Here is a 20,469-nt window from a genome sequence, read left to right as displayed (position 1 = left end):
CTGTGAAGCGGGTAGGAAGATCGACGGCGCGTCAGGCAGCCCTTCGCGGTCTTGAGCCGCTGGCGGCCGCGTCGATCTGAAAGCGGTTTACGACCCCTTCCAACGTCTGCGTTTGGCCGCCAAGCGCCCGGCAGGCCGAGGCGGTTTCGACGGCCATGGCTGCGTTGCGCTGGGTTACCTGATCGAGCGCGTTGACGGAGGCGTTGATCTCGCCGATCGCCACCACCTGTTCGGAGGACACCGAAACGATGCGGGCGATCAGGCCGGCAACCTGCTCGACCTGCCCTTCGATTTCCAGGAGCGCCTTGCCTGTGCGGTTGACGAGGTCCACGCCGGTGGAGACCTGGGCGGAGGAGGTGGAGATCAGAGCTCTGATCTCCTTGGCGGCGTTGGCCGAGCGCATGGCAAGTTCACGCACTTCTTGTGCGACGACGGCAAAACCTTTGCCTGCTTCGCCGGCGCGCGCTGCTTCAACCCCGGCATTGAGCGCCAGAAGATTGGTCTGGAAGGCGATTTCATCGATGACATTGACGATGGCGCCAATCTGGGAGGACGAGCCTTCGATCCTTTCCATGGCGGCGATGGCTTCGCGAACGACGGCTGCCGAATGTTCGGCGCTGGTGCGGGTCTCGGCCATCATGCCTGTCGCCCTGCCGGCATGGTCGGAGGCGTCTTTGGCCTTAATATTCATTTCATCGAGCGCGGCTGTCGCCTCTTCGAGCATCGCGGCCTGCTGTTCCGTGCGCGACGCAAGACTGTCGGCTGCATCGGTGATGCCGGCCGAGGAGCTGCCCACTTGCTTGGAGGTCTGGGCGATCTCCGCCATCGAAGCGCAAAGCGCGTCCATACTGTCGTTGAACTTCGCGCGCAAAGTCTCGTAGGCAGCGGCGAAGGGTGTCTTGATCCGGCAATCGAGATTGCCGGTCGATAGCTGTTCCAGTCCATATGTCAGCTGATCGATCACCGCTTCGCGGATCTGTTCCTCGGCGGCTTTTTCGGCCAGCTGGCTGCGTTCACGCTCGAATTCCGCATCGCGAAGTGCGGTCTCACGCTTCTGTGCGTCCTGCCGCTCAAGTGCGTTGCGGCGGAATACCGCGACGGCCTTGGACATGGCGCCGATCTCGTCTGACCGGTTGGCATAGGGAACTTCGGTCGAAAAATCGCCTTCGGCAAGATTGCCCATATAGGCCTTCATGCCATCAAGCGGCACGATCGCCCGGCGTCGCAGGAGATAAAGCCCCACCAGCAGCAGCGCGAACGATCCGAAGCCTGCAGCACCCGCATAGATCGTCCAGGTGACGATCTCCGAGGCGGCATTGCGCTCCTCGCCCTTCAGGAAGGCGTCGGAATTGGCAACGAGTTTCTCGACCGCGTCCTGGTGCGAATGAAAGGCGACGCGCAGTTGTTCGATCGCACCATGCGCCTTGTCTTCGTCCTTGGCATTCAGGGCCGGGATGATCTCACGGTTCATCACTCCCCAGAATGCATCGCCTTTGGCGATGACATCGTTTTCAAGCTCGTCCTTCAAAGCCTGCGGCAGCCGGGTGGTTTTCCAATAGGCGCGGCGGTCGTCATAAGCGGCCTTGAGATTGGCGATCTTGGCAAGGTTGGTATCTGTGAGTTCGGGAAATTTGCTCGCCTCGAAGGAGAGCATGTAGGATTCGACCACAAATAGCGGCGGCGGCAGAATATCGGCGATCAAATCCTTGCCGTAGACGACCTGCTCATAAACCGGCCCGTTGACTTTCAGCCGTTCAAGCGCCGATTGCTGCAATCCGATCGACATGAAAAGGCCTACTGAAACGGCGACGCCGAACGCCACCAGACTGCGAGCAATGGTGAATGCCAAGACTGTCTCCAAATAACTTTTGGCTTCTCTACTTCGAGGGGCCCGATCTACGTACGGCATTATTTGGCAAGAACACTGAAATATGGTTAATTCTTTTGATGTCGGGGTTTTAGCCAGCTCTTTCAGGTCTGGGGCAACCGTCCAAAATTGGGTTGATAGGTTTAAGCCGTGGTACCAAACCATCGCCAGCCATCGTGACGGCTCAAGGCGACATTACATTCATCGCAAAGGAGATCGGCATGGCTGAACCTCCGCTTTCCGTACGAAGCGCAAAAGCGCGTGATCTTGCTCACCGGCTTGGCGGCCATGAAACCGCTCGATAGCCGACATTGTTGAGCGTGCCCTCGAATGGGTACGCACTCGCAACCTGCCGTGCTTTCTCCTAGTGTCGAAGCTCCGCGGGAGAGTGTCAAGCGGTTGGCTTCTGATTGGGTCGATTGTCGCGCGTTAAACGCCGTTCAGGCCAATCGCATGAGAGTTTCATTCAGGTCGCCGATCTTTCGCAGCAGCTCGACCAACTTATCCGAATCATCTTGACTGAGTCGGCCCGTTCCGCCGCTGCTCTGCCAAAGCTGTTCAAATTGTTGGCTCGTCTGGTGCGCGCTGCTCATGATTTCGATGATTTGAGCGCGGTTTTCCCAGGTTGCAACGATGGTCGGTTCGTCCATCTCCACCGACATATCCGGTTCGCGTTCCAGCAAAAACAATTCCTGTTTCCTCTTGGGCGATGACGGTTTGGTTCGGATGGCGCCATCCAGCCTACCAGATGGGCCATTCCTGCGATGACTCAGGAACATGGGTTTGACAGTCTCAGAACGATTGAAAATCAAACGATTGGCTAGCGGGTGTGGGGCGGACCCGTTAGCCAATCGGCAAACCCTCCCTGGAATCACCCGAAGCAGAATTCGCATGAACAATAAATGGGAAAATTTCCCATTTGTCAACATGCGGCGACAGCGTTTTCAGCGCGGACCCGGACCCGGACCCGGTGGCGGCGGCCCAGGCGGCGGGCCGTCCTGCGGTGGCGGCCCCGCTCTATCCGGAGCGGAAAAATCTCGGTCCGGCCCGCCTCTGCCGAAGGGCGAACGATCGGGCGGCGGTCGATCCGAAGGGCCTCCTGGACGTCGAGAACCGAAGCCGTCCGGAATGCGCCCGTCGGGAAAGCCGGTCATTCTGCTTGAGTCCCGCACGCCGATATCGACGAAGCCATGACCATCAGGAGAGGGCGGCATCGAGCCGAAAGGCGCGGCCCCTCTGGGGCCTGCGCCCGGCCCGTCCTTATCCGTCGGCCGGAAGGTCTCGACGTTGACGATGCCGTTTTTCAAGCCCGGCACCAGGGGTTCAGCCTGAATGCGCGTGATGATCAATCGATCGGCGACGGCCTTGAGACGCACGAGCGTTTGCTTGCCGGCCAGGTATCCATGCGTCCTTCCAAGCGAAAGGCCGCCGATCAAGACGCGATTGCTGCTCTTGACGGGGATGCCTCGAACATGGGCGCCTTCGGAAACGGAGCGGGGCTCGATGCGCCGGGCAATGATCGTACCGTCAGGTTTGCGGATGCCGAACACGGCGACCCGCTTGCCCTTGCGCAGGCCCTTCGTCACGACACCCGTCGTGTCGATCGTCTGCCCCAATACGGTCATGCCGGTCTTGTCTATCCGGTCGATGCGGCCCTGGACTTCGCTGGCGATCGTGATGCGGGCGGCAAGCTTGCCCGTCAGCAGCACCCGGGCGACATGACCGACCTTCATCGCGCTCGCGCGAACCCGTCGGCCGTCGATTTCGATCGGTGTCGTCGCACTGAACGGTATGTGGATGTTGTTGACGATGATGCTTCCAAAGCCCTGGATGGTCCCGACGATGCCCGTTCCGCCGATCCCGTGATCTTCGTTCTCCCCGCCGCCCTGAATGGAAAGACCGGACCCGCCGATGCCATGATCGCTGGTGCCCGTCGGCTGCGCGGCGGCAATCTTGGGCCCCAGAACCTGAAGCGCTATTCCGGCCAGCAGAAATTGCCTTCTCGAAATCGCCGACGGGGTCATTCGTCCGTCTCCGTCTTGGATGCGGCGTCTGCCTGAAGATCGGCCTCGCCCTCCTCCGTCATGACATAGAGCCCAGCGATCCAGCGGCTGTTGCCGCCGGGGTCGTCCTTGATGGCCTGATGGGCGATCTTGTTGAGCTTCAGGAGCAACGCCATTCCTTCTGCACGCGCGATCTCGTCGAGCCGGGCGGCCAGAATAGGTGATATCCCGTCATAATGGACCGCGCGTTCGAAGTTGGGAGGAGGCTCGTTCATCAGGTTCATGACCGACGCCTGCACATGGTCACGGAGGTTGCGCGTAAAATAATGCCGACGGGCTTCGTCACCGGCATTTGGGACGATCGATGAGAGGTCGAGCTGGATCCAGCCGTTCTGATCGAGAACGACGATGCCTTTATCCAGCCAGTCGTCCAGGATGGAGCGGGGGTGGACGTCCTTGGTGATGTCACTCACCAGGCTCTCGAATGACGGGCCGCCGTCGCTGGAGGTCCGGGGCAGGGCACTCGGCCGATCCTCCGCATCGCAATAAAACGGATCGGCAAGCCATCTGGCGAGAATGCGGCTCGTCTGCGAAACGCCGGTGGTCAGGAAGGATGCCGCAAGCACCTGACCGCGCAGCCGGTTGACGTCCTTGCGGTGAATGCCGGTCAGAAGCGAGATGCGGCTATCCGTCTGGTTCTTGTTCGGCAGCGCGAATTCCTTCTCTGCGACCTCGATATAGAGGCGGCGAAGAACGGTCGAAAACGAGATGAAGTTGAAGCCGGAGGCGAGTGCGAGCTTGACCAGCGGGCGAAGCACGCGGATCAGCATGGACTGCAAGGTCTCTTCGGAGAAGGGTAGCTTCGCGCGCGGCTTCGACATCAAGAACACACTCGGTCTCTGAAAGACCATTGCCGGCAGACCTTCGGCAATCGTCCTCAGTCTCCCCTATGGGAAAGTCCAGACTGCCGCAACGGACAAGCCCTATGCAAGACCAGCCTATGCCATGCTTGCTGGCGGCGCGGCCGTGAACGCGCCGCCATTGGGAAGACATTTTGCGTCTTCTGTCAATGCGTTACCGGATGGGGCTCGGGTGACAGCACTGCGCCGTGGCGCCAGTCGATCAGCCGGTCGATGCGTGCAATCTTGTGGAAAACCTCGAAAACGTCGAATGAGGTGCCTTTCTCGATGTGGGCTGCCAGCAACTCGCAAAGCTCGAATATTTCAGGCGGCGTAGCGGTCATCTCGACGCCGTCATCCGTGAAGACACCCGATCGCGGCCATGCCCGCGTCTGTTGCTCGTCGAGTTTGCTGCCGACGAAGGGGATCGTATCGATGATGCCGGAGGCAAGCGCGAAGGCCGCCTCCGCCACGATTTCGGAACAGGTCGTGTTGGGCTCCTTCGCCAAGGCCGGTATCTGCAACTGCTTGAATTCCCGCATTTTTCAATCCGTCAGAGATAGTTGACCAGGCTCAGGCTCTGGAGTTTCGAAACGAGCGTGTAGGCCGTTTCCAATTGCGTCTGCAGCTGGTTGACGAGCGTCGAGGCCTCATAGGTATCCACTCCCTGGAGATCGACGAGGTTTCCCTGAAGCAGAGTGGATTGAGCGTCGAGCGCGTCATTTGCCTTTTCGAGCCGTTCCCGGGCGAGGCCGAGTTCGCTTTGCTGCGTCACGATCCCGGAGGTCGCCTGCGCCGCATAGGCGATCGCCTTGGATGCGACGGTGCTCTGCGCGTCGGAGCTGAGATCCTGGCCGAAGAGGGCAGAGACGACGACGGAGGCGAGCGCGAGATAACGCATGCCTTCGGAATTGGCGCTGGCCGACGAGGTGATGGTTTCCGATCCGCTGATCCGGCTCGTCATGTCGGTGCTGGAAGCGGCCGACCAGCCTTCGGAAGCGTCCGTCCAGGCGCTCTCGGAGAACATCGGCTCGACCGTGTCGGTGATGAAGCTGCCGATTTCTTCGCCCGTCAATTCGCTGACGTCTTTTCCGAGACCGGTTACATAATCGTTTAGAGCCGAAACGATTGTAGCCGAGACCGCCGAGGATTGATCGGTCAGAGGCTGGCTGTCGAGGTTCGTTCCGCCGAACAGGAACTCGCCATTGACTGACGTGTTTGCCGTCGAGACCAGCTGCGAAATCGTGGCGCTTGCCGTCTGCAGGGCAACGGCGATGCTCGTCGTATCCTGGCTCGCCTGGAGCGCGGTCAAATTCGAGACCAGGCTGTCCCCGGCATCCTTGAGGCTCGAAAGGGCGGTTTGCGACGCGTCCATGCGCAATTCGACGACGGCATTGCTCGTCTTGAACGAGGCGGCCTGGGCGATGGCGCTGGTGAGATTGATCGACTTTGCAGCGCCGGCGCCGAGGGATACGCCGATATCGGCGTAGGTTCCCGTGGTCGCTTCTGTCGAGGCCTGCTGCAGCTTGTTTTGGGACTGGCTGATGGTGAGCCGCAAAACATTCTGCATCGCCGATGATGAGACAAAAGATGCTTTCATGACTAGCTCGCTATGTCGAGGAGCGACTGGAACATCTCGTCGATGACGTTCAGGATCTTCGTCGCCGCTTTGTAGGATTGTTCGATGTCGAGAAGCAGCGTCAGTTCCTCGTCGAGGTTGACGCCGGTTTCGTTGGAATAGGCCTCGTCGGAGCGCGACAAGGCGGCCGCTGTGGTTTCGGAGGCCGACGTGGCGTCGCTTCGATATTGCTCGAGCCAGCCGATGGAGGCGCTGGCATAGTCCGTCAGGCTTTGCGACGTCGAGAGACCGGCGTCGGAAGAGAACGAGCGCTGTTCCGTCAGCGCCTCATACAGGGCGTCGAGATTGTCCGAGAAGCCGCTGTCTCCCGAGGTGTTGAGATCGGTGATCCCGCTGATGGAGCCATCGCGCAGCTTCGTCGCATCGCCGCCCTCGCTGGTGACAACGGCTGGATTGACCGAGATGGTGGAGGCGATCCCTGTCGTATCGTCGGAAGCAGCAGGTGTTCCCCCGGTTGCGCCTGACGCCGTCGTCCAGACGAAAAGTCCCGGCGCGCTGGTGCTGCCGTCTGTTTCCGAGAAGATCTGGACGAGCGATTTGGCGATCTCGTCGAGTTGGGTCTGGAATGTCGGGGCGATCTCGTCGCGAAGCTGCAGCAGCGCTTGCAGGCTGCCCGAGGCACTCGTCGTCGATCCCTCGCCGGCGTCGAGCGCAACGCCGTCGATATAGATGGAATTGCCTTCCGTTCCTGCAACGTAGGTTGCTGTCGACGCGAAGGTGACGGTGCGGGGAATGGTCTCGAACAGCACGGTGCCATCAGAGGTGTAGAGCGCCATATCGTTATTGTCGCGCAGGGTGGAGGTGACGCCGACGATCGAGGAGATCTGCTTCAGGAGCTTTTCACGCTCGTCGAGTGCCGAGGATGTATCGGTGCCGGTCGATGTCGCCAGCTTGACCGCATTGTTGGCCGACTCGAACTGCGACAGCAGCGTATTCAGGGTGGAAACCTGTGTGGCAATCTCCGCATCCGCCTCGGCTCTGATCGACTGGACGCCGTCGCTTGCGGTATTGAGCGAATTGGCGAGATCCTGCGCGGCGGTCACGGCCGATTGCGCGGCGGTCGTGCTGCTCGGCGACGTGCCGAATGTCTGGAGCGCCTGCTGGAATGCCGTGAGATAGGTACTCGGCGAGGTCTCGTAGTCGTTGCCGCCCACCAGCGACTTCAGGCTTTCGAGACCCGTCACCAGCGTCTGCTGGGCGCTGTCCTTGGCATTCGTTTGCAGATACTGGGCAAGCAGCGCAGTTTCCTGCGCCCGGCTGATGCTGACGACCTGGGCGCCGGAAAGAGACGTCGTCACCGACGCCTCCCGTCTCACATAGTCGGAATTTCCGACATTGGCGATATTCGTCGAGATGACGCTGCTTTGCTGGCCCGTATTGTTGAAAATACTTTGCACGTTGTTCAAGGCGGAGGTGAGCGACATGCCGGCGCCCTCCCTATCGTTTCAGATTGACGAGGACATCCATGATATCGGAGCCGGTCTGAAACACCTTGGAATTGGCGGTATAGCTGCGCTGCGCCTCGATCATCTCCGTCAGTTCGCCGGCGAGATCGACGTTCGAGCTTTCGAGAGCGCCGGACTGGATGGAGCCAAGCCCGTTCGTCTGCGGGAAGCCGGTGACCGTGACGCCGGACAATCCGTTGGCGCTATAGACGTTGCCGCTGAGCAGCGTCAGATTGTCGCGGCTGGCGACCGTCGCGAGAGGGATCTGGTAGAGAGCCTTTGTCGCGCCGTTCGCGTAGGAGACCGACACCACGCCATCCGCACCGATAGACACCGAGCTCACCGCACTTGCGGCCTGGCCGTCTGCCGAGCCCGTCGCCGAGAAGTCGGAGGCAAGCTGGGTGAAGTCGGAATAGTCCATGGTGATCGTCTTTGCCGTCACCGGATCGACGATGTCGGTGTCGGTTGCGGAGGTCAGCTGGCCATCGGCGTCGAAGGAGAGCGTTGCAACGCTCACGGCATCGGAAGAGTAGGGAAAGGACGTCGTGCTGCCAGTGGCTGCATCGGCATTGCGGTAAACCGCGACCTCCCAGGTGCTGCCGGTGACCGCGCCGCTTGCATCCGTCGTGACGCCGGTCTTGGTGAAGTAATAGTCGTACTGGACGGTGCCGCCGAGGCTGTCATAGGCAACCAGCGACATCTTTTGCGTGTCGTCGGTGACGCTTGCCGTATTGGCGCTCGGCAGCGTCGTCGTATCCGTGACGACGGTCGCTTCGGAGTTCAGGTTGCCGCTGAAATAGGCGCTGCTCGAAGCGACGGCGCTCAAGCCCGATTGGGATACGTTGACCGGCACCAGGCCGTCGAAGCCGTTGACGACCACTGCCGGTACGCCGGAATCATAGGAATATCCCATAAGCGTGAAGCCGGCACCGTTGACGAGATTGCCGTCGCTGTCGACCGAGAAGTCACCGGCCCGGGTAAGCACAGGCGTGCCGTCGGCGCTTTCCACGATGAAGAACCCGTCTCCCGAGATCGCCAGGTCGTAGGCCGAAGTCGTATAGGAAATGTCGCCCTGTTGGGAAATCGCCTGGCGCACGGATGTCTGAACGCCGCCCGAATTGTAATTGCCCGAGGAAGACGGCAGGACCAGCGACGAAAAGGACGTGGAAACGGCCTTGTAGCCGGTGGTATTCGCGTTTGCGATATTGTCGGAAACCGTGCTCAGCCGGTTTGCTTGGGCGCTCATGCCGGAGACGGCGGTTTTCATGCTTCCAAAAATGCTCATGGCTCGATCCTTTAAGGTTTGGGAACATGCCATGTGACGAGGGGCTTCCAGGGCCCGGATTGCGGGCGCACGACATCGCTGGCGCCGGGCAAGGCCGACACCGGTCGATGATCTGATTGTCTGGACTGACCCCGTGATGGCGATAGGCGCTTCGGCTCATCCGCGCGCTAGTATCGTGCGCCTGTGGCGGCGCACCAATGTTTCAGCATTTCAGGAGCGGCCCGGCTGAAGGCTCTGCCAGCTCCACTGCCGGGCCGCTTTCAGATCGTCTCATTGCAGTTTCTCCAGCAACGGCAACGGCGACGCTCCGTATCCGCCGTCAGCCCGCGGACTGAACGGACAATGAACCGGTGTCGGATGTGTCGAGCAGATCGAAGAGCTGGCTCGCCTGGCTTTCGGTGACGTCCTCGGGCTTGCCCGCCATGAACTCGTCCAATGTCACGAGCCCGTCTCCATTCGTATCGAGATCGGAGAGCAGGGATTGAGACTGGTCGTCTTCTGCGGGCGGCGGCGGTGGCGGTCCTTCGGAACGTTGCGACTGCTCGGCCGACATCGCCTCGGTCAGCGCATCGACCGATAGCGAACCTGCGCCTTCGCTGTCGAAGCTGTCGAACAGCGTGCCGGCCTGGTCTTCCGTCACATCGGACGGCCGGCCTGCGACGAACTCGTCCTTGCTGATGGAGCCGTCTCCATTCGTATCGAGATCGGAGAGCAGGGATGCAAGATCGTCATCACCGGCGGGCGGAGGTGGCGGTCCGCCGGAGCGTTGCGACTGCTGAGCGGACATGGCCTCGGCGAGCGCATCGACCGATAGCGAGCCGGTGCTTTCGCTGTCGAAGCTGTCGAAAAGCGTGTTGGCCTGGTCCTCCGTCACGTCGGACGGCCGGGCCGCGACGAACTCGGCCTTACTCACGTAGCCGTCGCCATCGCTGTCCAATTGGGCAACGTCCATGCCTTCGCCGCCATCCTCATCCTCGCCCGATACCGACTGATCGGAGAAGCGGTTCATCGACAGTGTCATCAGTTGAGACAGGAGTTTGCGCTGCTGGACGTGTCTTCATCGAGCTGCCCGCTTTTGGTTGCTTTTGCCGACGAAACCGTATTAGAGGATAGGATCTCCTCGGACGCGGATGTCGGGTACTTGCTATAGGAATAGGAAGAGACTGATGTTGCAGCGGAAATGGTCGTCATAAGCGCTCCATCGCTAGGAGGGTGAGGATGCAACGCATTACAGAACTGATAAGTTCTCTAAATCGAAATCACTAATGCCACAACCGAAAAAATTGCCCCTCAGAAATCGTAGTCTGCGTTCTCAGGTCGTCGGCACGCGTTTCGGCAGGGTGGTCTAGACCGTCATGGATATTATCGACGAACCTGCGGACGAGCCGCGCAAACGGGGCCGGCCGAAAGTTTCCAGCGACGAGGATAAGCGGGCGCATATCGTCGAAGTCGCCGGCCGCGTTTTCGTCAAATACGGTTATGCCGGAAGCACGACCGCGATCGTCGCCTCCGAGGCGGGCGTTTCGAAGCAGACGCTCTATAAGCTGTTTCAGAGCAAGGAAGAGTTGTTTGCTGCCGTGGTGGGCGCGCATCGACGCCTGATGCTCGATCTGCCCAGGCCTGCCGAAGATATCTCGATTGCCGCGAGCCTCGAGCGCATTTTCATGATCGATATGGATGAGGACAAGGATGCGGATCGCACCGGCTTCCTGCAACTCGTCTTTCGCGAGGCGGCGCAATTTCCCGAACTTGTCGATATCCTGCAGCGCGAAGGCATGCTTGCCAGCCGCCAGCATCTCGCCGACTGGCTGGGCGAACGCCGGTCGGAAGGCAGATTGACGCTGGACGATACGGCGAGCGGAGCCCGGATGCTGATGGATATGATCCTCGGCGGCATGGGTCCGCCGGAAGGGCGCGCGCAGGCCTGGCCCGATCGGGCTCAACTGTTTGCCCATCTTCGCCGCGGCATTGCCATCTTTGCCGCAGGCGTTGGCGCCACTTAAAGCGCTCAGATTCGCTCCTCGCGCTTTCATCCGGCAAAACGCGATCCCTTGACTTTCGCTTCCAATCCCGCATTGGATGAATTATAGAACCATGGAGTTCTATTAAGTTGATTCGGCCACATGTAGGTGGCTACGCTTCGCCATGACCGGCGACGACATTCCCGCAGAGATGAAAATGTTCACCCGTGACTGCCGGCAGGCTTTCGCGCGGCACCGCCGTGCCTATGAAAGGGACAGACGTTGGTTTCCACCTATGTAAGCTATCTCACGGTCGCGCGAAATCTGAACGCCAGCCTCTCGAACGTGGCTTCACAGGCAACGGTTGCCCGCGACAGCGCCTATTACAAGGAAAACATCGACAAGGTCACGACCGTCGATGAATTCATGAGCGATTACAAGCTTTATTCCTATGCCATGAAGGCCTACGGCCTTGAAGACATGACATATGCCAAGGCCTTCATGAAGAAGGTGCTGGAGAGCGATCTCAGCGATTCATCGAGCTTCGCCAACAGCTTGAGTGACACCCGTTATGCCGAGTTCGCTGCCGCCTTCAAATTCGCCGGCGAGACGAAGACGGCGCAATCGGACGTGCAACGGGACAATCTGCTCGATGCTTATGAGGAGTCCTTCGACACAGAGGCGGACGATATCGCCGACGCGACGGACTATTTCGAAGAGAATATCTCGTCGATCACCTCGGTCGACGATCTTCTGTCGAGTTCGAAGCTGAAGAACTATGTGCTGACGGCTTTCGGGCTCAGCACCGAATACACCTCGACCAGCTTCCTGAAGAGTGTTTTGACGAGCGATCTCGACGATGCCGATAGTTTCGTCAACCAGCTCGACGACGAGGTCTATGTCAACCTGGCGAAGGCCTTCAACTTCAACGAGGATGGCTCGACCGACGGCGACGTGATCTCGGAAAATCAGATCTCGCTGGTCACAAGCGCTTATGCGGTGGCCTCGGCGACGATCGCTTCCTCGGAAACCGGCGAGGCCTATGACACCTATTTCGCGGCGCAAATCGGCAACGTCACCTCCGTCGATGAGCTGATGAGCGACGACAAACTGGTTTCCTATCTGAGAACTGCCTATGGGCTTACCGATAGCGAGACCGATAACTTCATTTCCGCGGCGCTGAAAAGCGCTGATATCGCCGACGCGATCGGCTTGTCCGAGTTGCACGATGCCTTCAATTTCGATGAAGACGGCGCGCTTGCCGATGGCGACACAGCCCAGACATCGGAACAGACCGCCGCCACCACGGCGGCCTTCGATGAAAATTATGAGGTGCTGATCGCCAACACCGACACCGAAGACGCCACCGACAACTATACGACACGCATCGCCAGCGTCACCTCGATCGATGATTTCCTGATGTCGAATGATGACGACGACGATGACGACAACGACGATCTCCCGGAACTGTGGGAAATGGCGTTACGAGCCTTTGACATAGACCCGGACAGCGTTTCGAGAAGCGAGGTCCGGAAAATTCTCGAAAGCGATCCCTCGGACTCGAAGAGCTATGTCAACAGCCTCGGCGATGACCGGTTCGTCGCCTTTCGCAAAGCCTTCAACTTCGACAACAATGGCGACGTGACCGTTCCGCTGCAGGCCATGTCGGGATCCGTCGTCGACGACTATGCCGCCTATTACAAGCAGGACAAGATCCGATATCTCGAAGGCGACGAGCTGACGGAAGCGACCGACGCGGCGGACGATGAGATCACCTATTTTCGCGAGCAGATGGCGACGATCACCACGGCCAGCGAATTCCTGGCCGACGATCGCTTGGTTTCCTTCGTGCTCGAGGCGAAGGGGCTCGATCCTGATGCTGTCACGTCGGACGAGTTGGAGAAGATGTTTTCTTCCGATCTCGACGACGAAGACAGTTACGTCAACAAGCTGGACGATAATCGTTTCGCCGAACTCGTCGGCGCGTTCAATTTCGATCAGGACGGCAATATTTCGGCCGATCCGACCGGGACGGTGCAGCAGCGCGGCGACGTGCTGGAGACGATCGACGCCTATGTCAGGCTGACGCTCGAGGATGATCAAGGCGACAGCAACACCGGCGTGCGCCTTGCCCTCTACTTCCAGCGCAAGGCGCCGGAAATCTCGAGCGCCTACGACATTCTGGGCGACAGCGCGCTCTTCGAGTTTTTTACGACGAGCTTCAACCTGTCCAGTTACGTCTCGAACATGGATGTCGACAAGCAAGCCGAGATGATCGACAATTTTATCGACATCGAGGATCTGTCGGATCCTGACAAAGTCGACGATCTGATCAAACGCTTCACTGCCATGTATGACATGGCCAACGGCACAGGCACCACGTCGACGGCACTTTCGATCCTGACCGGCTCGGCGACGATAAGCGCCGATACCCTGCTTGCCATGGCGCAATTGAAAAGCGGTTGAGCGGCCTGCAAGCCCCTTCCCGAAGAGCCTGACGCAGGTGCATCGCTGCCTGCCGGCAGGGCAGGGGGCCGGCTGCCTTTGCCAGGATGCGCCTGATGAAGGCAGCGCTGGTTGAAAGCAAAAATATCCTGCACGTTATATTCATAATTAAATCCCCATTAATAAGCATAGGCGAATATTTCCGAAATGGCTGGATTGACAGCAACGGAATCTAGGGGGATTGCGCGTGAATATTCTTGATCGCGGTGCAAATGCTGTCGCGGCTCTTGCCGCTTTATCGAATTCACAAGCCATGATCGAGTTTGATCTATCGGGCAGGATCCTCACCGCGAACGAAAACTTCTGCAGGGCGCTCGGCTACGAGTTGAGGGAGATTGTCGGAAAACATCACAGCATGTTTGTCGAGCCTGCCTATGTATCCTCAGCGGAATACAAGGCTTTCTGGACGAAGCTCGCAGCCGGGAAATTCGACCAGCAGCAATATAAGCGCCTTGGAAAAGGCGGCCGCGAGGTCTGGATCGAAGCATCCTACAATCCCGTGTTCCGACGCGGGAAGCCGGTCAAGGTCATCAAGATTGCAACGGATATCACCGCGCAGAAGCTGAGGTCTGTCGAGGATTCGGGCAAGATCGACGCATTGTCTCGGGCTCAGGCGATCATCGAATTCACGCCGGCCGGCGAAATCCTGACCGCGAACGACAACTTCCTGTCCGCCCTTGGCTATTCGCTTGCCGAAATCCAGGGCAGACATCATTCGATCTTCTGTGAAGCCGATTACTCGAGGTCAGAGGCTTACAAGGAATTCTGGCGGAAACTTGCGAGCGGCCAGCTGGTTGCCGACGAATTCATGCGTGTGGGCAAGGGCGGACGGAAGGTCTATATCCAGGCTTCCTACAATCCGATTTTCGACCTGAACGGCAAAGTGTTCAAAGTCGTGAAGTTCGCAACCGATGTCACGGCGCGCGTCGAAAATGTCGAACAACTTGCCCGTTGCCTGACGAATCTTGCGGACGGCGACCTGTCGCAGATGATCCAGAAGCCTTTCATTCCTTCGCTGGAAAGGCTGCGTGCCGACTTCAACAGCGCCTCGGAGAAGTTGAAGGGCGCAATGGCAACGGTTGCCGAAAATGCCAAGGCGATCTCAGCCGGTTCCAACGAAATCCGCACAGCGGCCGACGACCTGGCAAAGCGTACCGAGCAGCAAGCGGCATCCGTCGAGGAGACGGCCGCCGCCCTTGAGGAAATCACGACGACGGTCAAGGATTCGAGCCGCCGCGCCGAGGAGGCCGGTCAACTCGTGGGGCGCGCCAGAAATCACGCCGAGCATTCCGGCCAGGTGGTGCGTGACGCCATCGGAGCGATGGACCAGATTGAAAACTCGTCACGCGAAATTTCCAATATCATCGGTGTCATCGATGAGATTGCCTTCCAGACGAACCTTTTGGCGCTCAATGCCGGCGTAGAGGCGGCACGAGCAGGGGAGGCCGGCAAGGGGTTTGCGGTCGTTGCCCAGGAGGTCCGTGAGCTGGCGCAGCGGTCGGCGAAAGCTGCCAAGGAGATAAAGAGCCTGATCACAGCGTCCGGTTCCCATGTCGCAAACGGCGTCGCCCTCGTCACGAATGCCGGATCCGCGCTCCAGGAAATCGCCAGTCAGGTTCACGAAATCAATACCAACGTCACGGCGATCGTGGAGGCGGCGCGCGAGCAATCGACTGCGCTCGGGGAGATCAGCCAGTCCATCAACACCGTCGACCAGGGAACGCAGCAGAATGCCGCAATGGTCGAGGAACAGACGGCTGCGAGCCACGGTCTTGCACGAGAGGCCGCGGCGCTCTTCGAGCTTCTCGAACAGTTCCGTTTCAACGATGCACCGAGATCCAGGTCTTCGTTTGCGCAGGCGGATCGTCACCCTGCCGCACCGACGGCTTTGAAAGTCGTTCGTAATTCGTCCCTCGCATCCATCCAGCGCGGGTCGGCGGCCGTCGCGCTGACGTCTGATTGGGAAGAGTTCTGATTACGCCGACTGAGCCATGCTTCAGCAGTATTGGCGACAAATCAATCGAGCGATCACGAACCGGGATAGCTCGGTTTGCGACGCTCAATCCAGGCATCGAGCCCTTCGCGCAAATCGGCGGTTGGCGCTATGCGGGCGAATTGTTCGCCTTCGATCAGCAGCCCCTCCGCAATGCTCTGGTTGATGCCGCGCGTCACCGCCGTCAGAATGGTCGCCGCCGCCAGCGGCGAATGACGCAGAATGCGGCGCGCGAGGTCGTGGGCGGCCGGTATGAGATCGTCATGCGGGACAAGCTGGTTGACAAGGCCGAGTTCGAGGGCGCGCTGCGGGGAGAATGTGTCGCCCGTCAACAACAATTCGAGGGCGCGCTTGCGCCCGGCCAGCCTCGGCAAACGCTGCGTTCCGCCAAAGGTCGGCGGCATTGCAAGATTGATCTCGGGCTTGGCGAACAGGGCGCGTTCGCTGGCGATGGCGAGGGGCACTGCCTCAGCGATTTCGCAGCCTCCGCCAAAGGCAAGGCCGTTGACGGCGGCGATGACGGGTTTGCGGAAGGCTTCCAGCCGCGCGGTCAATCGCTGCCCGCGCGCGACGAAATCGCGCATGGCGACATCGGTGCCCTGCGCCACGCTTTCTGAGAATTCGTATATATCGCCGCCCGCCGAGAATGCCCGCTCGCCTGCGCCGGTGAGGATGATCACTCGGATTGAATTGTCGGTTTCGATGGCGTCGAGGATCGCGAGAAAGCGGTCTATCAAGGCGTAATTCAGCGCATTGAGCTTTTCCGGGCGATTGAGAGTGAGCGCGGCGATTCCGTCGCGGCTGTCGATCAAAACAGTGTCGGCCATTCGGTTTTCCTTTCCGCTATGCTGCGTCAAGAGAAGTATGCCGCCGGCCAACGCTTGTGTATATTCACTAGTCGGTATACATAGCGACATGATCTCACACGCAATCCCGACGCGCGAACGCATCATCTCGGCGGCGGCCAAGCTGTTTTACAACGAGGGCATCAGGAGCGTCAGCGTCGATGCGGTGGCTGAAGAGGCCGGCGTCACGAAACGCACCCTTTACTACCATTTCGCCAGCAAGGACGATCTCATCGGGGCCTATCTGGAGGCGCGCGACCAGCCCAACCTCGCTCTGTTCAAACGCTGGTACGCGGAAACGACGGGCGAACCGGCGGATAAGGTACAAGGCATCTTTCGCAATCTCGCCCGCGCGGCCCGCCATCCGAAATGGAAGGGCTGCGGCTTCCTGCGCACCTCTGCGGAACTCGTCAATATGCCCGGCCATCCAGCCATGAAAGTCGGGATTGAACACAAGAAGAGGGTCGAGGCCTGGCTACGGGTCACATTCGAGGCGGCCGGAATCAAGACGGAAGTGCCGCAGCTCGCCCGGCAGATCGTCCTGCTGCTCGATGGCTCGTTCGCCGTCGTTCTGTTGCATCGCGACCCGACCTATATGGAAGCCGCAGGCGAGGCGGCTGGTTCACTGATCCGCGCTGCGACCGCAAACGCAAACGCGTAAGGCGCTCGCTCTGAAGACCGCATCTTTCGCCCTCGGCATGGCCTGAGGTCGCTGAGCGGGAAGGGCATGATGTTGAGCCTCTAAACAACGGAACAATGCTGCACTGCCGAAAAAATCGCCACGCGCGCCACTGCGCGTTTTTTCAGCATGACCCCATTGACAATTCATCCTTGATGGCACTTCATAACATTGTTCCAGTAAAACAGACATGCGTCCATTATACTGGAACAATAGGAATCATCCATAAGGGGAACGCCATGACCATTTCCTTTCGCACCGGCGTGATATCGCTGGCCGTCGCCGCTCTGTTGTCCACGCCTGCGCTGGCCGAAGGCAGCAAGCTCGATGAAGTGCTGGCCCGCGGCCATCTCGTCCTCGGCACGGGCAGCACCAATGCGCCTTGGCACTTCAAGAGCGCCGACGACAAGCTTCAGGGATTCGACGTCGACATGGGCCACATCATCGCCAAGGCGCTCTTCGGCGATCCTGAAAAGATCGAGTATGTGAACCAGTCCTCCGACGCCCGCATCCCGAACATCACCACCGACAAAGTCGACATCACCTGCCAGTTCATGACCGTTACCGGCGAGCGCGCCCAGCAGGTTGCCTTCACCATTCCTTATTATCGCGAGGGTGTCGGCCTGATGCTCAAGGCGGATGGCAAATATGCCGACTACGCCGCCCTCAAGGCGGCAGGCTCCTCCGTCACCATCTCGGTTCTCCAGAACGTCTATGCCGAGGCAATGGTGCATGCGGCCTTGCCGGAGGCGACCGTCGACCAGTACGATTCCGTCGACCTGATCTATCAGGCGCTGGAATCGGCACGTGCCGATGCAGTTGCCACGGACCAGTCGTCGCTCGCCTGGTACATGACGCAGAATCCGGGTCGCTATAAAGATGCCGGCTACGGCTGGAATCCGCAGACCTACGCCTGCGCCGTCAAGCGCGGCGATCAAGATTGGCTGAACTTCGTCAACACCGCCCTGCACGAAGCCATGACCGGCGTCGAATTCGACTTTTACGCCAAGTCCTTCAAGACCTGGTTCGGCAAAGATCTGACGCCGCCGCAGATCGGCTTCCCGGTCGAATTCAAGTAACAGCCATGCGGAGCGGGACATGTTTCCCGCTCCGCATTTAAAGAGTGAGAGCATGACGTTGTCCGAAAATCGCTCAGACTTTTCGGCATCACGCTCTGGTCTGAAAGGGCGGCCCGCATGGGTTACACGTTGAATTTCGCTGCCGTCTGGCGCAATTTCGATTTTCTTTTGAGCGGGCTCGCGCTCAGCCTCGGCCTTGCGGTGATCTCGATCCTGATCGGCGCCGCGATCGGTCTTGTGGTGGCCTTCGCGCTGACGTCCAAAAGCCGTTTTGCGGTCGTGCCGGCACGGGTCTATGTCACTGTCATTCGCAACCTGCCGATTCTCGTCCTGGTGCTTTTCGTCTTTTTCGCGCTGCCGCAAATGGGCCTGCGCCTCGACAAGATAAAAAGCTTCGTCCTGGTTCTGTCGCTTTATTCCGGCGCCTATCTGGCCGAGGTGTTCCGCGCCGGGCTGCTGTCTATTCCGAGAGGACTAACGGAAGCGGGGCTTGCCATCGGCCTGACGGGGATGCAGATCCGCAGCTCCATCATCGCTCCGCTGATGTTGCGCAACGTGCTGCCATCACTGTCCTCGACGATCATCTCACTCTTCAAGGACACCTCGCTCGCCGCCGCCATCGCCGTGCCGGAACTGACGTTTGCCGCCCGCAAGATCAATGTCGAGAGTTTCCGCGTCATAGAGACCTGGATGGTGACATCAGCCCTCTATGTCGCGACCTGTTTCCTCATCGCCGCCGTGATGCGCTTTGTCGAGCGCCGTCTGGCCCTGCCGAGTTAGCCCTGATGTCCCACACCTTTCTCGAACAACTCTGGATCGCCCGCTACGTCATCATGAACGGCATCGGCGTGACCGTGTCGATCTCCCTGCTGGCCATCCTTGCGGGCTCCGTACTCGGCGTTTTCGTCGGCTTGGCGCTCGTTTATGGCGGCGTCATTTTGCGTCTGGCCGTGCGCGCCTATACGGACATCATCCGCGGCACGCCGGTGCTCGTGCTCGTTCTGGCGAGCTACTATGTCTCCGCCGCCGTCGGCCTCGATCTCGGGCCGTTCTCGGCCGGCGTGCTCGCCCTTGCCATCTTCTGCTCCTCCCATGTCGGCGAAATCGTGCGCGGGGCGCTTCAAGCGATCCCGAAGGGCCAGACCGAAGCCGCCAAGGCGATCGGCCTGACCTTTACCCAGACATTCACCTCGGTGCTGTGGCCGCAGGCCATGCGCCAGTGCCTGCCGGCCTGGGTGAATACGGCGGCCGAGATGGTGAAAGCCTCGACGCTGCTCTCCGTCATCGGCGTCACGGAACTTCTCCTGCGCACGCAGGAGATCATCTCCCGCAATTTCATGAGCCTCCAGTTCTACTTCCTGGCTGGCGGTCTCTATTTCATCATCAACTATGGCATCGAGCACTTCGGCAAATATGTCGAGCGCAAGACCGCCCTGCCGTCCTGAGGAGTTCCCCCGATGGCCAAGACCATTCTCGACATCCAGGGTCTGCGCAAGACTTACGGCATCCACGAAGTCCTCAAGGGCGTCGACTGCGCCGTGCAGGAAGGCGAAGTCATTTCTATCATCGGCTCGTCCGGCTCCGGAAAGACCACCTTGCTGCGTTGCATCAACATGCTCGAGGAATTCCAGGGCGGCACGATTAGCCTCGACGGCGAGGAGATCGGCTACCGCGCCGAAGGCGCGACGCGGCGCCGCAAGAGCGAGAAAGAGATTGCACGCCAACGCGCGTTGACCGGCATGGCGTTTCAGCAGTTCAATCTTTTTCCGCATATGAGTGCCGCTGAAAACGTCATGCTCGGCCTCGTCAAGGTGAAGAAAATGGCCAAGCCGGATGCCCGCGCCATCGCGGAAAAATGGCTCGATCGTGTCGGCCTTTCCGCCCGCTCGAACCATTATCCCGGACAGCTTTCCGGCGGTCAGCAGCAGCGCGTCGCGATCGCCCGCGCCATCGCCATGTCGCCGAGGCTGATGCTGTTCGACGAAGTGACTTCCGCGCTCGACCCGGAACTGGTGGGCGAAGTGCTCCAGGTCATCAAGGGGCTCGCCGCCGACGGCATGACCATGCTGCTCGTCACGCACGAGATGCGCTTTGCCTACGACGTTTCGTCACGCGTCATCTTTATGAACCAGGGCGTCATCTGCGAGGAGGGCGATCCGAAGGACATGTTCGTGCATCCGAAGACCGAACGGCTGGCGGAATTCCTCAAGACCTCAAGTTTCAACTAGACGAAAGAGAATCCATGCCGATCACACGTTACGGTGGCGCA

17 protein-coding genes and 2 pseudogenes are annotated in these 20,469 nt (G+C 59.7%); 9 read left to right on the top strand and 10 right to left on the bottom strand.

Annotated elements, in window-relative coordinates:
- Nucleotides 1-31 precede the first annotated feature (31 nt).
- Complete coding sequence (locus tag G9X67_RS30675; RefSeq protein ID WP_171600397.1) at nucleotides 32-1,849, bottom strand: HAMP domain-containing methyl-accepting chemotaxis protein; 1,818 nt, start codon at nucleotides 1,847-1,849, stop codon at nucleotides 32-34.
- Between the two features lie 239 nt (nucleotides 1,850-2,088).
- On the opposite strand from G9X67_RS30675, the pseudogene G9X67_RS30670 reads away from it, so the two are divergent.
- Nucleotides 2,089-2,156 (top strand): annotated as a pseudogene (locus G9X67_RS30670) (plasmid stabilization protein); the annotation flags it as partial.
- Nucleotides 2,157-2,307: 151 nt separating this feature from the next.
- On the opposite strand, the gene G9X67_RS30665 reads toward G9X67_RS30670, so the two are convergent.
- The 8 genes and pseudogenes from G9X67_RS30665 to G9X67_RS30630 form a co-directional block, all read right to left on the bottom strand.
- Nucleotides 2,308-2,556 (bottom strand): hypothetical protein, encoded by a 249-nt coding sequence (locus G9X67_RS30665; protein ID WP_171600396.1) that lies wholly within the window; start codon nucleotides 2,554-2,556, stop codon nucleotides 2,308-2,310.
- Between the two features lie 255 nt (nucleotides 2,557-2,811).
- A complete protein-coding gene (locus tag G9X67_RS30660) occupies nucleotides 2,812-3,891 on the bottom strand; it encodes a DUF5666 domain-containing protein (protein WP_171600395.1) in 1,080 nt (359 codons plus the stop codon).
- The gene (locus G9X67_RS30655; protein ID WP_138332882.1) at nucleotides 3,888-4,781 is read right to left on the bottom strand and encodes a DUF6502 family protein; all 894 of its coding nucleotides are present in this window, start codon (nucleotides 4,779-4,781) and stop codon (nucleotides 3,888-3,890) included. The genes G9X67_RS30660 and G9X67_RS30655 overlap by 4 nt, the downstream gene beginning before the upstream one ends.
- 155 nt (nucleotides 4,782-4,936) lie before the next feature.
- Entirely contained in the window at nucleotides 4,937-5,311 is a 375-nt protein-coding gene (locus G9X67_RS30650; protein ID WP_138388896.1) for a DnaT-like ssDNA-binding protein, read from the bottom strand.
- A gap of 11 nt (nucleotides 5,312-5,322) precedes the next feature.
- Nucleotides 5,323-6,369, bottom strand: coding sequence for a flagellar hook-associated family protein (locus G9X67_RS30645; RefSeq protein ID WP_171600394.1), 1,047 nt, complete (start codon nucleotides 6,367-6,369; stop codon nucleotides 5,323-5,325).
- Between the two features lie 2 nt (nucleotides 6,370-6,371).
- Entirely contained in the window at nucleotides 6,372-7,832 is a 1,461-nt protein-coding gene (gene flgK / locus G9X67_RS30640) for a flagellar hook-associated protein FlgK (RefSeq protein ID WP_171600393.1), read from the bottom strand.
- Nucleotides 7,833-7,845: 13 nt separating this feature from the next.
- The gene (locus tag G9X67_RS30635) at nucleotides 7,846-9,138 is read right to left on the bottom strand and encodes a flagellar hook protein FlgE (RefSeq protein WP_171600392.1); all 1,293 of its coding nucleotides are present in this window, start codon (nucleotides 9,136-9,138) and stop codon (nucleotides 7,846-7,848) included.
- Nucleotides 9,139-9,457: 319 nt separating this feature from the next.
- Nucleotides 9,458-10,329: pseudogene (locus G9X67_RS30630) on the bottom strand (EF-hand domain-containing protein).
- A gap of 164 nt (nucleotides 10,330-10,493) precedes the next feature.
- Between G9X67_RS30630 and G9X67_RS30625 the strand changes: the two are divergent.
- The 3 genes from G9X67_RS30625 (at nucleotide 10,494) to G9X67_RS30615 (ending at nucleotide 15,579) form a co-directional block, all read left to right on the top strand.
- Complete coding sequence (locus G9X67_RS30625) at nucleotides 10,494-11,141, top strand: TetR/AcrR family transcriptional regulator (protein WP_171600391.1); 648 nt, start codon at nucleotides 10,494-10,496, stop codon at nucleotides 11,139-11,141.
- 240 nt (nucleotides 11,142-11,381) lie between these two features.
- Entirely contained in the window at nucleotides 11,382-13,565 is a 2,184-nt protein-coding gene (locus tag G9X67_RS30620) for a DUF1217 domain-containing protein (RefSeq protein ID WP_171600390.1), read from the top strand.
- Between the two features lie 226 nt (nucleotides 13,566-13,791).
- Nucleotides 13,792-15,579: a methyl-accepting chemotaxis protein gene (locus G9X67_RS30615; RefSeq protein ID WP_171600389.1), complete on the top strand. Its 1,788-nt coding sequence runs from the start codon at nucleotides 13,792-13,794 to the stop codon at nucleotides 15,577-15,579.
- A gap of 53 nt (nucleotides 15,580-15,632) precedes the next feature.
- On the opposite strand, the gene G9X67_RS30610 is transcribed toward G9X67_RS30615, so the two are convergent.
- Nucleotides 15,633-16,424, bottom strand: coding sequence for a crotonase/enoyl-CoA hydratase family protein (locus G9X67_RS30610; protein ID WP_171600387.1), 792 nt, complete (start codon nucleotides 16,422-16,424; stop codon nucleotides 15,633-15,635).
- A 37-nt stretch (nucleotides 16,425-16,461) separates the two neighbouring features.
- On the opposite strand from G9X67_RS30610, the gene G9X67_RS30605 reads away from it, so the two are divergent.
- From G9X67_RS30605 to G9X67_RS30585, 5 genes are all read left to right on the top strand, one after another.
- Nucleotides 16,462-17,103, top strand: a complete 642-nt coding sequence (locus G9X67_RS30605; protein WP_171600386.1) for a TetR/AcrR family transcriptional regulator — start codon at nucleotides 16,462-16,464, stop codon at nucleotides 17,101-17,103.
- A 257-nt stretch (nucleotides 17,104-17,360) separates the two neighbouring features.
- Nucleotides 17,361-18,200, top strand: a complete 840-nt coding sequence (locus G9X67_RS30600; RefSeq protein WP_138388904.1) for a transporter substrate-binding domain-containing protein — start codon at nucleotides 17,361-17,363, stop codon at nucleotides 18,198-18,200.
- A gap of 117 nt (nucleotides 18,201-18,317) precedes the next feature.
- Nucleotides 18,318-18,980: an amino acid ABC transporter permease gene (locus G9X67_RS30595; protein WP_171600385.1), complete on the top strand. Its 663-nt coding sequence runs from the start codon at nucleotides 18,318-18,320 to the stop codon at nucleotides 18,978-18,980.
- 5 nt (nucleotides 18,981-18,985) lie between these two features.
- On the top strand, nucleotides 18,986-19,645 hold the full coding sequence (locus G9X67_RS30590; protein ID WP_171600384.1) for an amino acid ABC transporter permease: 660 nt from the start codon (nucleotides 18,986-18,988) through the stop codon (nucleotides 19,643-19,645).
- 12 nt (nucleotides 19,646-19,657) lie between these two features.
- Nucleotides 19,658-20,428 carry an amino acid ABC transporter ATP-binding protein gene (locus G9X67_RS30585; protein WP_138388906.1) on the top strand — a complete coding sequence of 257 codons (771 nt, stop codon included), beginning with the start codon at nucleotides 19,658-19,660 and terminating at the stop codon, nucleotides 20,426-20,428.
- Nucleotides 20,429-20,469: the final 41 nt, after the last annotated feature.

It is taken from the genome of Rhizobium sp. WYCCWR 11152 (genome assembly GCF_013087615.1).
In the GTDB taxonomy this organism is placed as follows: Bacteria; Pseudomonadota; Alphaproteobacteria; order Rhizobiales; family Rhizobiaceae; genus Rhizobium; species Rhizobium indicum.
Note: the sequence above shows the minus strand (reverse complement) of the source record. Positions and strands in the feature narration are given on the sequence as shown.